Annotated in this window: 12 protein-coding genes; 2 read left to right on the top strand and 10 right to left on the bottom strand. The window is 73.0% G+C overall.

The annotated features are described in order from the left end of the window. The first annotated feature begins 86 nt into the window (after positions 1-86). Positions 87-1,850, top strand: a complete 1,764-nt coding sequence (locus ACIA8Q_RS04720) for a hypothetical protein (RefSeq protein ID WP_396316757.1) — start codon at positions 87-89, stop codon at positions 1,848-1,850. Positions 1,851-1,989: 139 nt separating this feature from the next. Here ACIA8Q_RS04720 and ACIA8Q_RS04715 read toward each other — a convergent pair whose 3' ends face one another. Next, complete coding sequence (locus ACIA8Q_RS04715; RefSeq protein ID WP_396316756.1) at positions 1,990-3,036, bottom strand: TetR/AcrR family transcriptional regulator C-terminal domain-containing protein; 1,047 nt, start codon at positions 3,034-3,036, stop codon at positions 1,990-1,992. 330 nt (positions 3,037-3,366) lie between these two features. On the opposite strand from ACIA8Q_RS04715, the gene ACIA8Q_RS04710 reads away from it, so the two are divergent. Next, positions 3,367-5,637: a glycoside hydrolase family 18 chitinase gene (locus ACIA8Q_RS04710; protein ID WP_360210754.1), complete on the top strand. Its 2,271-nt coding sequence runs from the start codon at positions 3,367-3,369 to the stop codon at positions 5,635-5,637. 24 nt (positions 5,638-5,661) lie between these two features. On the opposite strand, the gene ACIA8Q_RS04705 is transcribed toward ACIA8Q_RS04710, so the two are convergent. From ACIA8Q_RS04705 to ACIA8Q_RS04665, 9 genes are all read right to left on the bottom strand, one after another. After that, the gene (locus tag ACIA8Q_RS04705) at positions 5,662-6,378 is read right to left on the bottom strand and encodes a spermidine synthase (RefSeq protein ID WP_360210752.1); all 717 of its coding nucleotides are present in this window, start codon (positions 6,376-6,378) and stop codon (positions 5,662-5,664) included. 85 nt (positions 6,379-6,463) lie between these two features. Further along, entirely contained in the window at positions 6,464-7,582 is a 1,119-nt protein-coding gene (locus ACIA8Q_RS04700; protein ID WP_387897520.1) for a YeiH family protein, read from the bottom strand. Positions 7,583-7,595: 13 nt separating this feature from the next. Continuing rightward, positions 7,596-8,177 (bottom strand): cysteine dioxygenase family protein, encoded by a 582-nt coding sequence (locus tag ACIA8Q_RS04695; RefSeq protein ID WP_360210750.1) that lies wholly within the window; start codon positions 8,175-8,177, stop codon positions 7,596-7,598. Positions 8,178-8,264: 87 nt separating this feature from the next. Next, the gene (locus ACIA8Q_RS04690) at positions 8,265-9,170 is read right to left on the bottom strand and encodes a LysR family transcriptional regulator (RefSeq protein WP_360210790.1); all 906 of its coding nucleotides are present in this window, start codon (positions 9,168-9,170) and stop codon (positions 8,265-8,267) included. A 115-nt stretch (positions 9,171-9,285) separates the two neighbouring features. Beyond that, positions 9,286-10,155, bottom strand: a complete 870-nt coding sequence (locus ACIA8Q_RS04685) for an amino acid ABC transporter permease (RefSeq protein ID WP_360210748.1) — start codon at positions 10,153-10,155, stop codon at positions 9,286-9,288. Next, positions 10,152-10,796: an amino acid ABC transporter permease gene (locus ACIA8Q_RS04680; protein WP_360210746.1), complete on the bottom strand. Its 645-nt coding sequence runs from the start codon at positions 10,794-10,796 to the stop codon at positions 10,152-10,154. The genes ACIA8Q_RS04685 and ACIA8Q_RS04680 overlap by 4 nt, the downstream gene beginning before the upstream one ends. A 12-nt stretch (positions 10,797-10,808) precedes the next feature. After that, on the bottom strand, positions 10,809-11,714 hold the full coding sequence (locus ACIA8Q_RS04675) for a glutamate ABC transporter substrate-binding protein (protein ID WP_360210744.1): 906 nt from the start codon (positions 11,712-11,714) through the stop codon (positions 10,809-10,811). Positions 11,715-11,723: 9 nt separating this feature from the next. Further along, positions 11,724-12,452 (bottom strand): amino acid ABC transporter ATP-binding protein, encoded by a 729-nt coding sequence (locus tag ACIA8Q_RS04670; RefSeq protein ID WP_360210788.1) that lies wholly within the window; start codon positions 12,450-12,452, stop codon positions 11,724-11,726. A 47-nt stretch (positions 12,453-12,499) separates the two neighbouring features. Then, entirely contained in the window at positions 12,500-12,742 is a 243-nt protein-coding gene (locus ACIA8Q_RS04665; RefSeq protein WP_360210742.1) for a LapA family protein, read from the bottom strand. Positions 12,743-12,754: the final 12 nt, after the last annotated feature.

The following is a 12,754-nucleotide window of genomic DNA, read 5'->3' as shown; positions in this document are numbered from 1 at the left end:
GGGGATCCGGCGGCACGCCACTGCGGGCGGGCCAGGACCGACCCTAACCAGCGACCGCAGACGGAGCAGAGCGGGGGGCTCACCAGTTGACCCAGGACGTCCAGTTCAGCGCGGAGGCCAACCCCTTCGCGGCGGCGGAGCAGGTCTGCGCGACCCTCGGCACACTCACCGACGCCCTCTTCGACGAGCACACCACCCGCCACCCGGCGGGCTCCCTGAGCGCCCTGCGCCCGGCCGAACACCCCGCCGCCGAGGCACTGTTCGGGCTCCCGCTGGCCCCCAACGGCCCGGTGCACGCGGCCCTGGACGGGCTCGGCACGGTGATCACCGCGGGCACCGGCCGCCCCGGCACGGGCGCCCGGGTCGCCGAGCGGGTGACCACCGCGCTGCACCACCGCTACGGCGGCGGCGCCGTGCGCGGAGCGATCGCCGACCGCGGCACCACCTCGGCCGCGCTCTTCCAACTGCCCGTCACCGGCGAGTTCGCCGACCCCAAGCTGCGGCCGCCGTTCGCCCCGGCCCTGGCCGCGCTCGCGGCCGGGCAGCAGACCCGCCAACCGGTCGAACTGGCCACCGGCGCCGGCGCCGAGGTGCGCCTGGTGGTCCCGCCCGGCTTTCACCCCCTGACCTCCCCGGGCGGCCCCGCCGGGATCTCGGCCCGTACGGTGCCCGCGCCGACGGGTGCGGCGGCCGGCGACGACCCGGCCACCGTCGCGGCGGCCGAGGAGCTGACGGCGCACCTGGCCGAGGTCGCCGAGGAGCTGTTCAGCGGTGGCGGCGCGCAGCCGCGCCGCGACTTCGCGGTCATCGCGGCCACCCTCGCCGACCTCGTCCACGACGCGGGCGCCGTCTACGCGGGCGTCTGCGCCCTGGAGGTCGAAGACCGCGCCTCCGAGGCCGCCCTCGTCGTCTCGCTCGCCCGGCACCCTCAGCCGATCACCGCGCTCGCCACCGAACTGGCCACCGTCCGTCGGCACGCCGAGGTGTGGACCGTCCTGCTGCCGGCCGGACCGGCCGCCGTCCTGGTCGAGGGGCGGACCGCGCCGGTGCCCGGGCCGCTGGCCGGCGACGGGCAGCGGCGCTGGGTGGTCACCTCGGCGGTGGAGGCCTTCGTCCCGCTGCCGGACGGCGGCACCGTGCTGTGCGTCCAGCTGTCCACCGCGCAGCCGGAGGACTGGGAGCTGTACACGGAGGCGTTCGCGGAGCTGCTGAAGAGCGTGCAGTTCGGCTGGGACGGGGAACCGGCCCGGACCTCCGCCGGCACCCCCGCGGCCGCCCCCGACGCCGCCGCTGCGGTTGCGGCTGCCGCCGCCGACCCCGTCGTGACGGAACCCGAGCAGGCGCCGGTGGGCGGGCGCGGCACGCCGGTGCTGGTCCCGCCCGCGGACTTCGACCCCTTCGCGCCGGTCGCGGACGCACCGGTGGCCGACGCCGAACCGCAGGAGCGGGCTCCGCGGAAGGGCACGCCGGTCATGATCCCGCCGCCGGACTTCGACCCCTTCTCACCCGAAGCCGTCGCCTCCCTGCTGAACGACACCCCCGCCCCGGTCGCGGCCGCCCCGGCCACCGACCCGTTCGGCACCGTGACGGCGGAACGCTCGGACCCGTTCGGGACGACGCTCGCGCCGCAGGGCCCGGCCGTCCCGCCGCCGCCCTCCGCGCCACCGACCGTGCCCGCCCCGGCGGCCCCTGCGGCCCCGGCGGCGGAGGCGCCCCGCAAGGGGACCCCGGTGATGATCCCGCCGCCGGACTTCGACCCCTTCTCCCCCGAAGCCGTCGCCTCCCTGCTGAACGACACCCCGGCAGCCGACCCCTCGGCGAGCACCCCGGAGACCAGCCCCTTCGGCTGAGCCCGAGCATCCGGGGAGCGGCGAACAGATAACAGATGACAGCGAACAGATAACAGATTTCGAAATCTGTTATCTGTTCGCTGTCATCTGTCGGCTGTCATCTGTTCGCAGCCGGCTGTCGACGGCCACCTGCCGCCCCTCAGCCGTTCGCCGCCCCGGCCCGGCGCTCGATCACCACGCCGATCCCGTCGAGCATCCGCGCCATCCCGAACTCGAAGAGCGCATCCAGCCCCAGGTCGACCTCCGGCCCCCGGGTGAGCTCGTCGAACATCGGGAAGCGCTCCGGGTCCGCCAACAGCTGATCGTGGTCCTCCCCCTCCAGCCGGTCCATCCACTCGTCCGCCGACATCCCGCTGTCCTGCTCGGCCTGCGCCTCCCGCTCGAAGTGGACGGCGAGCCCACAGACGAAGGCCGCCAGCGCGACGGAAGCCTGGGCCGCCTCCTCGACACTCAGTCCGAGCCCCGCCAGGGCGGCCAGCGACCGCTCGGTGTGCACGGCCGCGTCGGGCGCCAGCACCGGCCGGGTGAACGACATCGTCGAGGCCAGCCAGGGGTGGCGCCGGTAGATGCTCCACTGCAGCCGCGCGACCTCCTCCAACCCCTCCCGCCAGCCTCCGGGCAGCCGGTCCGGCAGCGGCTGCTCGCGGAAGGCCTCGTCCATCATCAGCCGCAACAGGTCGTCCTTGCGGGGCACATGACGGTAGAGCGACATCGTCGCGGCGCCGAGTTCCGTCGCGACCCGGCGCATCGACAGCGCCGCGAGGCCCTCCGCGTCGGCCACCCGGACGGCCGCCGCGACGATCCGCGCCCGGGTGAGGTCCCGCTCGCCACCACCCCGGGCCCGCCGCACCCCGACGCCCGCACCGCTGCCGGCGGCGCCCCGCCCGGCCTCCCCCTCGACCCCCTCGGCCCCCTCGGCCCCCTCGGACTGCCGCCCTGCCGCCCGCGACGTGGACGAAGCACCACCCGGCCCGACCACCACCGTCCCCACCCCGGGAACGGCCCGGACCAGGCCCTCCTCCCGCAACCGGGTGAGCACCCTGGTCGCGGTGGCCATCGCCACGCCCCACTCCCGGGTGATCCGCCGGGTCGAGGGCACCCGCGCCCCGGGCGCCAGCTCCCCGCAGGCGATCCGCCGCCGCAGTTCCGCCGCGATCCGCTCCGACGGCGTCCCGCCCTCCACCACGCCCACCACTCCTCCGCCCTACCACCCGGCCCGGCTCCACGCCGCACCGCACATCCGACACCTGACGCCGCACACCGCACACCGCACACCGCACTAGTGCACCAGCCCGTCCGAGGCTAGCACCCACCCACCCCACCCAACTGGTACAGACCTATTGCGAGTTGGCGACCGGCTCCCTACCCTCGGGAGCACAGGACCCTCCGCGCACCCCGACGGCCCGAGGCTCCGTCCCGGCCGCCCCCAGGCCGGGCTCCCGCACGCACCTGCCACCTCCCCACAGGTATCGGGGCATCCGGGCCCCTCCGGCCGCCCCGGGACAGGAGCCACTCCATGCGCAGACGTCGGATCAGACTGCCGCTGCTCGCGGCCGGAACCCTGCTCGTCCCGATGCTCGCCGTCGCCCTCCCCCAGGCGTCCGCGAGCGCCGCCGGCTCGGCCACCGCCACCCTCACCAAGGGCAGCGACTGGGGCAGCGGCTACGAGGGCTCGTACACGATCACCAACGGCACCAGCGCCCCGCTGAACGGCTGGACGCTGGAGTTCGACCTGCCCGCGAACAACACCGTGGCCTCGCTCTGGAACGCGACGTACACCACCGCGGCCTCGCACGTGACGGTGAAGAACCCCGGCTGGGCGAGCCCGATCCAGCCCGGCGGCACCTACGGCCTGGGCTTCAACATCGCCTACTCGGGCAGCTACCAGCCCCTGCTGAACTGCAAGTTGAACGGCAAGCCGTGCGACGGCGGCGGAAACGACCAGACCCCGCCGAGCACTCCGGGCGGCCTCCGCTCGACCTCCGTGACGCAGACCTCGGTCGGGCTGGCCTGGGCGGCCAGCACCGACGACGTGGGCGTCACCGGCTACGACGTCTTCCAGAACGGCGCCAGGGTGGCCACCACCGACGGGTCCACCACCGCCGTCACCGTCAACGGCCTGACCGCCAACACCGCTTACCAGTTCACCGTGCAGGCCTTCGACGCCGCCGGCAACCGTTCGGCGGCCGCCGGCCCGGTCAGCGTCACGACCCAGCCGACCACACCGGACAACCAGCCGCCGACCACCCCCGGCACCCCGACCGTCACCGGCTCCGACTCCAGCAGCATCTCGCTGAGCTGGGCGGCGAGCACCGACAACGTGGGCGTGGTGGCGTACGACGTCTACGCCGGCACCGCCCTCGCCGTGACCGTCACCGGCACCAGCGCGACGGTGGGCAACCTGGCGCCGAACACCTCGTACACCTTCACGGTGAAGGCCCGCGACGCGGCCGGCAACGTCTCACCCGCCTCCGGCCCGGTCACCGCCGCGACCAAGCCGGGCGGCGGCACCCCGGGCGGCGCGCTGAAGATCGGCTACTTCAGCCAGTGGAGCATCTACGCCCGCGGCTACAGCGTGAAGCAGTTGGACACCTCCGGCTCGGCGGGCCGGCTCACCACGCTGAACTACGCCTTCGCCAACATCCACCCGACCACCAAGCAGTGCTTCATCACCAACAAGGCGGCCGGCAACGACTCCGACCCGAACGCGGGCGACGGCGCCGGTGACGCCTGGGCCGACTTCGGCAAGGGCTGGGACGCGGGCAACTCGGTGGCCGGGACGACCGACACCTGGGACCAGAAGCTGGCCGGCAACTTCAACCAGCTCAAGCAGCTCAAGGCGAAGTACCCGAACCTGAAGATCCAGATCTCGCTGGGCGGCTGGTCCTACAGCAAGTGGTTCTCGGACGCGGCGAGTTCCGACGCCTCCCGCAAGGCGCTGGTCAGCTCCTGCATCGACATGTACCTCAAGGGCAACCTGCCGGTGATCGACGGCCGCGGCGGTCCGGGCAGCGCGGCCGGCATCTTCGACGGCATCGACCTCGACTGGGAGTGGCCGAACTCCGACGGGCACACCGGCAACATCTTCCGGCCCGAGGACAAGGCCGACTACACGCTGCTGGCCCAGGAGTTCCGCCGCCAGCTGGACGCGCTGGGCGCGACCACCGGCAAGCACTACACGCTGAGCGCCTTCCTCCCCGCCGACCCGGCGAAGATCTCCGCCGGCATCGACGTCCCGGGCCTGTTCGGCGCGTTCGACTTCGCCACCATCCAGGGCTACGACTACCACGGCGCCTGGGAGATGACGACCAATCAGCAGTCCGCGCTGAAGGTCGCGGCCGGCGACCCGAGCACCCCGGACCGCCGCTTCAGCTCCGAGATCGCCATCAACGCCTACGTCAACGGGGGCGCCCCGAAGAGCAAGCTGACACTGGGCATCCCGTTCTACGGCCGCGGCTGGACGGGCGTGCCGCGCGGCAGCACCAACGGCCTGTTCCAGAGCGCGACCGGCCCCGCACCGGGCAGCTACGAGAACGGCTTCGAGGACTACCACAAGCTCAAGGACATGGCCACGAGCGGCGGTTACACCCTCTACCGGGATCCGGTGGCCGGCTTCGCCTACATCTACAACGGCACCGTGCTCTACACCTACGACGACCCGACCGAGATCGCCCGCAAGACCGCCTGGATCAAGGCGCAGGGGCTGGCCGGCGCCATGGTGTGGTCCTTCGACGGCGACACCGCCGGCGGGGAGCTGATGGCCGCGGTGGACAACGGCCTCAAATAGCGCCCGCCGCGGCGCGGCGCGCGGTCAGCCCGCGCGCCGCGCCAGGTGGACGACGTCCGGCACGCCCCGGCTGACCGGGATCTCCAGGGTCGCGACGCCGGAGAAGCCGGCCGCGCGCAGCGCCTCCTCGAACGCCGCGGAGGGCTGCGCGCTCCACACCGCCAGGACCCCGCCCGGCTGCAGCCGGTGCCAGAGCACCGCGAGGCCGTCCGCGCCGTACAGTCCGGCGTTGGAGTCGGTGACGGTCCAGTCCGGGCCGTTGTCGATGTCCAGGCAGAGCGCGTCGTAGCGCTCGCCGTCGGCCGCGGCCAGGTACTCCAGCAGGTCGGCGTGGAGCACCCGGACCCGCTCGTCCTGCAGCGCGCCGGCGGAGAAGGCGCCGAGGGGCCCGCTCCGGTGCCAGTCGATGACGGCGTTCTCGCGCTCGACGACGGCGATCCGCCCCCAGCGCGGTTCGGCCGCCGCGTGGGCCAGCGAGAAGCCGACCCCGAGGCCGCCGATCAGGACGGACGGCCGCCCGGCGGTGGCGCCGTCGGCGGTGCGGTCCAGTTCGTCCAGCGCCGCCTGGATCAGCAGCCGCTCGGAGCGGCCGTCGGCGGTGTCCATCAGGAAGCACCCGTTGGCGATGATCTCGAAGTGCCGTCCGCGGCGGCGCAGCACCACCTCTCCGAACGGGCCCTCCCGCCGGTCGACGGTGCTGACGGCCTCGCGAGCGTCCCGTTCGGGCAGTGCGGTGGACATACGTCTTCCTCAGCGGACTCGGGTGCAGGAGCGTCCCGGCGGACGAGTACCCGCCCGACAATAGCCGAGTCCGCCGCCCCACCCGTCAGGTCGTGATCAGCACCCCCGCGTACGAGACGCCGGCGACGACCACCCAGGAGCCGAGCCCGAGCAGGGCGATCCGGCCGCCGGTGCGGGCCATCGTCGGCAGGTGCACGGCGCTGCCGAGACCGAACAACGCGGCGGCCAGCAGCAGCTCCTGGGCGTCCCCGGCCAGGGTGAGGGCGTGCTCCGGCAGTACCCCGGTGGTCCGCAGGACGATCATCGCGAGGAAGCCGGCCACGAACAGCGGGACGATCGGCGGGCGCTTCGCACCCATGGCCGTTTTGTTACCGGTATGTCCACCGATGCCCGCCTCGTCCCGCCCGGACGGTTCGTCCTGCCCGTCCCGCCCGGCCGCCGGCGAGCCCCAGCGGGACCGGCGCCGCACCGCGACGGCCACCCCGGCCACGAGCGGCGCCAGCAGCACCACGCGCATCAGCTTGACCAGGACGGCCTCCCGCAGGGCGCCCGCCCCGCCGGTCTGGGCGGTCGCGACGACCTGCCCGACGTCGTGGACGCTCGCGCCGACCCACCGCCCGAACTCCAGCTCCCCGAGCCCGAGCGGCTGCTGGAGCAGCGGCAGCACGGCGATCGCCAGCGTCCCGCACAGGGTGACCAGGGCCACCGAGGCGGCGACGTCCTCCTCCTCGCTGCCGGCCGCCTGGCTGACCGCGCCGATCGCCGAGGCCCCGCAGATCGAGTACCCGGTGGCGACGAGCAACGGCTGGTCGCCGGGCAGTCCGAGGCGGCGGCCCAGCCACATCGTGCCGGCGAAGGTGGCCGCGACCACCGCGAGCACCATCGCGACGGTGGCCCAGCCGAGGCCGAGCACGTCGTCGAGGCTGAGCTTGAGTCCGAGCAGCACGATGCCGAGCCGCATCAGCCGCTTCCCGGCCGTGGACAGTCCGGGCCGGGCCACCCCGCGCACCACCGGGCGCAGCCCGGGCAGGTGTGCGGCGGCCATGCCGAGCACGACGGCGGCGGTGAGCTTGGGCACCGCGGGCACGGCCGCGTGGACGGCCAGCGCGGCGGCCACTCCGGCGGCGGCGAGCAGCAGCCCGGGGGCGTCGCCGCCGAGCGGGGGGAGCGAGCGGGTGCGGGTGGCCCGCTCCCTGATGGTCAGCGCCACGCCGGCCTCACTGCTGCTCGTCGGCGGGCAGCCGGTAGACGCGCCGGATGCTGGTGCCGAGCCGCGAGACGTCCGCGCCGTACACGTGGATGGAGATGGCGGTGGTGCTACAGGCGTTGCGGACCAGGTGGATGTCGCCGGGCGGGGCGAAGGCGGCGACGGTGCCGGCCGGGCCGGCGACGTGCTCGGTCTCGACGAGCCGGGCGGTGCGGCCGTCGGAGACCAGCCGGTAGCGGGTCTCGCTCTCCTGGCCGCGGTGGACGCCGGCCACGCACCAGGAGACGTGGTCGTGGATCGGGGTCTGCTGGCCGGGCAGCCAGACCAGGGCGACGACGGAGAAGCTGCCGTCCTCCTCGGCGTGCAGGACGTGCTGGCGGTAGCGCTCGGGGTCGCCCTCGGTCTGCTCCGGGGTCAGCAGCGCGTCGGGCCCGTGGGGGTCGGCGTGCAGGTGCGGGGCGAGGCGTTCACCGACCAGGTAGGCGGTGAGCTCCGGAGGCAGGCCGCGGTCGACGACGGCACGGATCTCGCCGATCAGGGCGGTCATCCGCTCGGTGAGGTGGTCGCTGCCGACCGTGGCTGAGGGTGTCATGGCAGCAGGTTCGACCGAACCCACCTATCACGTCCAACGAGGGTTCTTAAGCTCTCCCCCAACTATAGCTTATGGAATCGGTCGCCCTCAGCACCCCACCCGGCTCGCCGCCGCCTGCCGCAGGTGGTCGAGCACCAGCCCGGTGGCCGGGATCCGCCGGTGCTCGCGCAGCACGTACGCGCTCACCTGCCGCCGCAGGTGCGGCTCGACGGCCCGCCCGGTGACCTTGCGGTGGCACATGAAGGAGAGCACCAGCGCCGGCATCAGCGCGATGCCGACGCCCGCGGCGACCAGGCTCTGCACCGCCAGGTTGTCGTCCGTCGAGAAGACGATGTCCGGTGCGAAGCCCTCCTCCGCGCAGACGTGCAGCAGGTTGGCCCGGCAGCGCGGGCACCCGGCGATCCAGCGCTCGCCGTCGAGGTCGGAGAGCCGGACGGCGTGCCGGCGGCCGAGCGGGTGCCCGACCGGCAGCAGCACGGTGAGCAGGTCCTCCATCAGCGGGATCTCGTCGACCCCGTCCGGCACCTCGGTCGCGGCGCCCGGGTAGCGGAAGGCCAGGGCGATGTCGCACTCCCCGCGCAGCAGGCGCTGGACGGACTCCGGCGGCTCGGCCTCCAGCAGTTCGACCCGGACTCCGGGGTGCTCGGCGAGCAGCCGGGCCATCGCCTCCGGTATCAGGGTGGCGTTCGCGCTGGGGAAGGCGCAGACCCGCACCCGGCCGGCGCGCAGCCGGGCGAGGGCGGCGAGCTGCTGCTGGGCGGCGGAGAGGCTGCCGAGGATCAGTTCGGAGTGCCGGGACAGCGCCTCACCGGCCTCGGTGAGCCGCAGGCCGCGCCCGGCCCGGGTGAACAGCGGGACGCCGACGGTGCGTTCGAGCGCCTTCATCTGCTGGGTGATGGCGGGCTGGGTGTAGCCGAGCTCGCGCGCGGCGGCCGAGTAGGAGCCCGCTCTGACGACCTCGTGGAACGTCCTGATGTGCCGTGAGTCGAACACCGGCTCCATGGGCCCTCCGTCGGGTCGTCGTCCAGCCTCCGCAATCATAAGAGGAAATTGGAGACGCCCGGCCGATCCCCACCCGCACCTATGGTTCCGCGGAGAACCAGGGCCCTCACTGCTGCACGGAGGGCGGCAGACCCATCGCCACCTCGGCCTTGGCCACCGGTGCGCCGCCCCGGGCGCTCGGGCTGCGCCGGCTGCGGCGCTCGACCCAGCGGGCGAACCAGGAGAGCAGCAGGCACATGCCGATGTAGACCGGTGCGATCACCATCACCACCGGGATGAACGGCAGGTCGTAGTCGAGGTTGGTGGCGATCAGCTTGCCGGCGTGCAGGAACTCCTCGTAGGTGATCAGGAAGCCCAGCGAGGTGTCCTTGAGCGCGACCACCAGCTGGCTGATGATGGCCGGCAGCATCGCCCGGTTGGCCTGGGGCACCAGCACGTAGGCCATCACCTGGGTCTTGCGCATGCCGAGCGCGAAGGCCGCCTCCCGCTGCCCCCTTGGCACGGCGAGCACCCCGGCCCGGAGCACCTCGGCCAGCACCGAGCCGTTGTACAGCACCAGCCCGGTCACCAGCGCCCACAGCGGCGGGGCCTTGAGCGCCACGAAGACGAAGAAGATCATCACCAGCAGCGGCATGGCCCGGAAGAACTCCACCACCAGCGTGCAGACCCAGCGCACCGGCCGGTGGTCGGACAGCCGGCCGGCGGCGAACAGCGCGCCGAAGGGCAGTGCCAGGAGCACCGTCCAGCCGAAGGCCTTGAGGGTGTTGCCGAGGCCGCGCAGCAGCAGCTCCTGGACACCCCGGTACTGGAAGGCCGTCCACTTCTCGTACGTGAACTGCTGCGTGTGGAAGAGCATGTAGACGATCCAGCCGATCAGCGCCGCGATCAGCAGCAGCGCGATCCCCCCGTACAGCCGGTGCCGGGCGAGCGCCCTGGGGCCGGGAACGTCGTACAGCGCGGAGGATTCGACCGTCATCGCGACACCGCCACCCGTCGTTCCAGCAGGTTGAAGACGAGGCTGACGGCCAGCGTGATGATCAGGTAGCCGACGGCGATCCAGACGAAGGTCCAGACGATGCCGTAGCCGAGCTCGTTGATGGTCCGGTAGGTGCCGAGCAGCTCGGTGACGCTGAACGAACCGGCGATCGCCGTGTTCTTCGCGAGCGCGATCATCACACTGCCGATCGGGGCGACCACCGACCGGTACGCCTGCGGGAGCACCACCAGGCCCATGGTCTGCCCGAAGCCCATCCCCAGGCTGCGCGCCGCCTCCCCCTGCCCGGTCGGCACCGTGTTGATGCCCGCGCGCATCGCCTCGCAGACGAAGGCCGAGGTGTAGCAGCCGAGCGCGGCCACCGCGAAGGTGAAGAACGGCAGCGTGATGTCGAAGCGCGGCAGACCCAGCACCACGATGAAGAAGAGCAGGGTGAGCGGCGTGTTGCGCAGCAGCGTCACCCACACCGCCCCGAACACCCGCAGCGGCCTGACCGGCGAGACCCGGAAGCCCGCGATCAGCACGCCCAGCACCAGCGACACCGCGGCGCTCACGAGGAAGAGCTGCAGCGTGCCGAGGAAGCCCTCCCAGTAGGTCGACCAGTTGTCGATCAGCGTTTTCACGGCGCGGCCCTCTCAGTACCGGTCGATCGGCGGCGGGGTCGGCGCCGGCACCCCGGACAGGCCCAGGGTGGCGTCGTAGGCCTTCCGCCAGTCGCCGTTCTGCTCGTGGCGGGCCAGCGCGTCGTCGAGCGCGTACCGCAGCGCGGTGTCGCCCTTCGGCGTGCCGATCCCGTACGGCTCCCGGGAGAACGGCTGGCCGACGACCTTGAGCTCGTCCGGCACCTTGGCGGCGTAGCCCATCAGGATCGTGTCGTCGGTGGTGACGGCGTCGACCTGGCCGGTGATCAGGTTGTCCACGCAGGCCGAGTAGGTGTCGTAGCCGATCAGCCGCGCCTGCGGGTACTGCGACTGGATCCGCTGGTACGGCGTCGAGCCGGCCGCCGAGCAGACCTTCCGGCCGTTCAGGTCCTCCGGGCCGTGGATCCTGTCGTCGTTCCGGCGCACCAGCAGCGACTGCCCGGCCAGGTAGTAGGGCCCGGCGAAGCCGACCAGCTTCTTCCGGTTGTCGTTGATGGTGTAGGTGCCGACGTAGTAGTCGACCTGCCCGTTCTGCAGCGCGGTCTCGCGGTTGGCGGAGGCGATGGTCCGGAACTGGATCCGGTCCGGCGCGAAGCCGAGGTCGGCGCCGACCATCTTGGCGATCTCGATGTCGAAGCCGGAGTACTCGCCGGTGGCCGGGTTCTTCGAGCCCAGGTACGGCTGGTCCTCCTTGGCGCCGACCACCAGGTGGCCGCGGGCGCGGGCGGCGTCCAGCGTCGGCGAACCGGTGACGGCGGCGGCGTCCTGCACGGGGTAGCCGGGCAGCGCACTGGCCTGCGGGCCCTTGGGCGGCGGGGTCCCGGGCTTGCCGCAGCCGGCCGCGGCGGCGGTCAGGAGGGCGGTCAGGAGGGCGGCGGCGAGCCTGGTCTTCCTCGTCACGGCGCCGCCTCAGTGCTTGAGGATCTTGGACAGGAAGTCCCGGGCGCGCTCGCTCTCCGGAGCGCCGAAGAAGTCCTCCGGGGTGCGGTCCTCGACGATCCGCCCGTCGGCCATGAAGACCACCCGGTTGGCGGAGGCCCGGGCGAAGCCCATCTCGTGGGTGACCACGACCATCGTCATGCCCTCGTGGGCGAGCTGGCGCATGACGTCCAGCACCTCGTTGATCATCTCGGGGTCGAGCGCGGAGGTCGGCTCGTCGAAGAGCAGCGCCTTCGGGTCCATCGCCAGGGCCCGGGCGATCGCCACCCGCTGCTGCTGGCCGCCGGACAGCTGGGCCGGGTACTTGGCGGCCTGCGCCTCCAGTCCGACCCGCTCCAACAGCGCGCGGGACCTCGTGTCCGCCTCCGTCCTGGACCGCCCGCGCACCTTGACCTGGGCGAGCGAGACGTTCTGCAGCACCGTCTTGTGCGCGAACAGGTTGAAGGACTGGAACACCATGCCGACCTCGGCCCGCAGCCGGGCGAGGCCCTTGCCCTCCTCGGGCAGCGGCTCGCCGTCGATCAGGATGGTGCCCGCCTCGATCGGCTCCAGGCGGTTGATCGCCCGGCAGAGCGTGGACTTGCCGGAGCCGGACGGCCCGATGACCACCACGACCTCGCCGCGGCCGACGGTCAGCTCGATGTCCTGCAGCACGTGCAGGTCCCCGAAGTGCTTGTTGACGCCGCGCACCTCGATCAGCGGTGCGAAGCCCGCGGGTCCCGCCGGGTCCGGACCGGGTCCGGTGATCACCGGTCGCGACGCCCCTTCAGCAGCCAGCCCAGCGCCGCACCGGCGACCAGGGTGGCCAGGAGCGCGATCCACAGCGGTGCGGTGACGGTGAAGACCCAGAACTGGATCTGCACCCGGTCGAGGTTGGCGAACAGGAACCACACCGCGAGGACGACGATGACGCCGATCCCGATGTAGCGGGTGGGGACCCCACCGATCTCGCTGCGCTTGGAGGACGATCCGTCCGAAATCTTGGTCACCGGAGCAGTCTG

Source organism: Kitasatospora sp. NPDC051705 (assembly GCF_044453265.1).
Lineage (GTDB): Bacteria > Actinomycetota > Actinomycetes > Streptomycetales > Streptomycetaceae > Kitasatospora.
This window is presented reverse-complemented; position numbering and strand designations above follow the sequence as displayed.

Bases quoted from the DNA above. Each gene is read 5' to 3' on its own strand.
- ACIA8Q_RS04710 (WP_360210754.1), top strand. From the start codon at position 3,367: ATGCGCAGACGTCGGATCAGACTGCCGCTGCTCGCGGCCGGAACCCTG.
- ACIA8Q_RS04695 (WP_360210750.1), bottom strand. From the start codon at position 8,177: ATGACACCCTCAGCCACGGTCGGCAGCGACCACCTCACCGAGCGGATG.
- ACIA8Q_RS04705 (WP_360210752.1), bottom strand. From the start codon at position 6,378: ATGTCCACCGCACTGCCCGAACGGGACGCTCGCGAGGCCGTCAGCACC.
- ACIA8Q_RS04685 (WP_360210748.1), bottom strand. From the start codon at position 10,155: ATGACGGTCGAATCCTCCGCGCTGTACGACGTTCCCGGCCCCAGGGCG.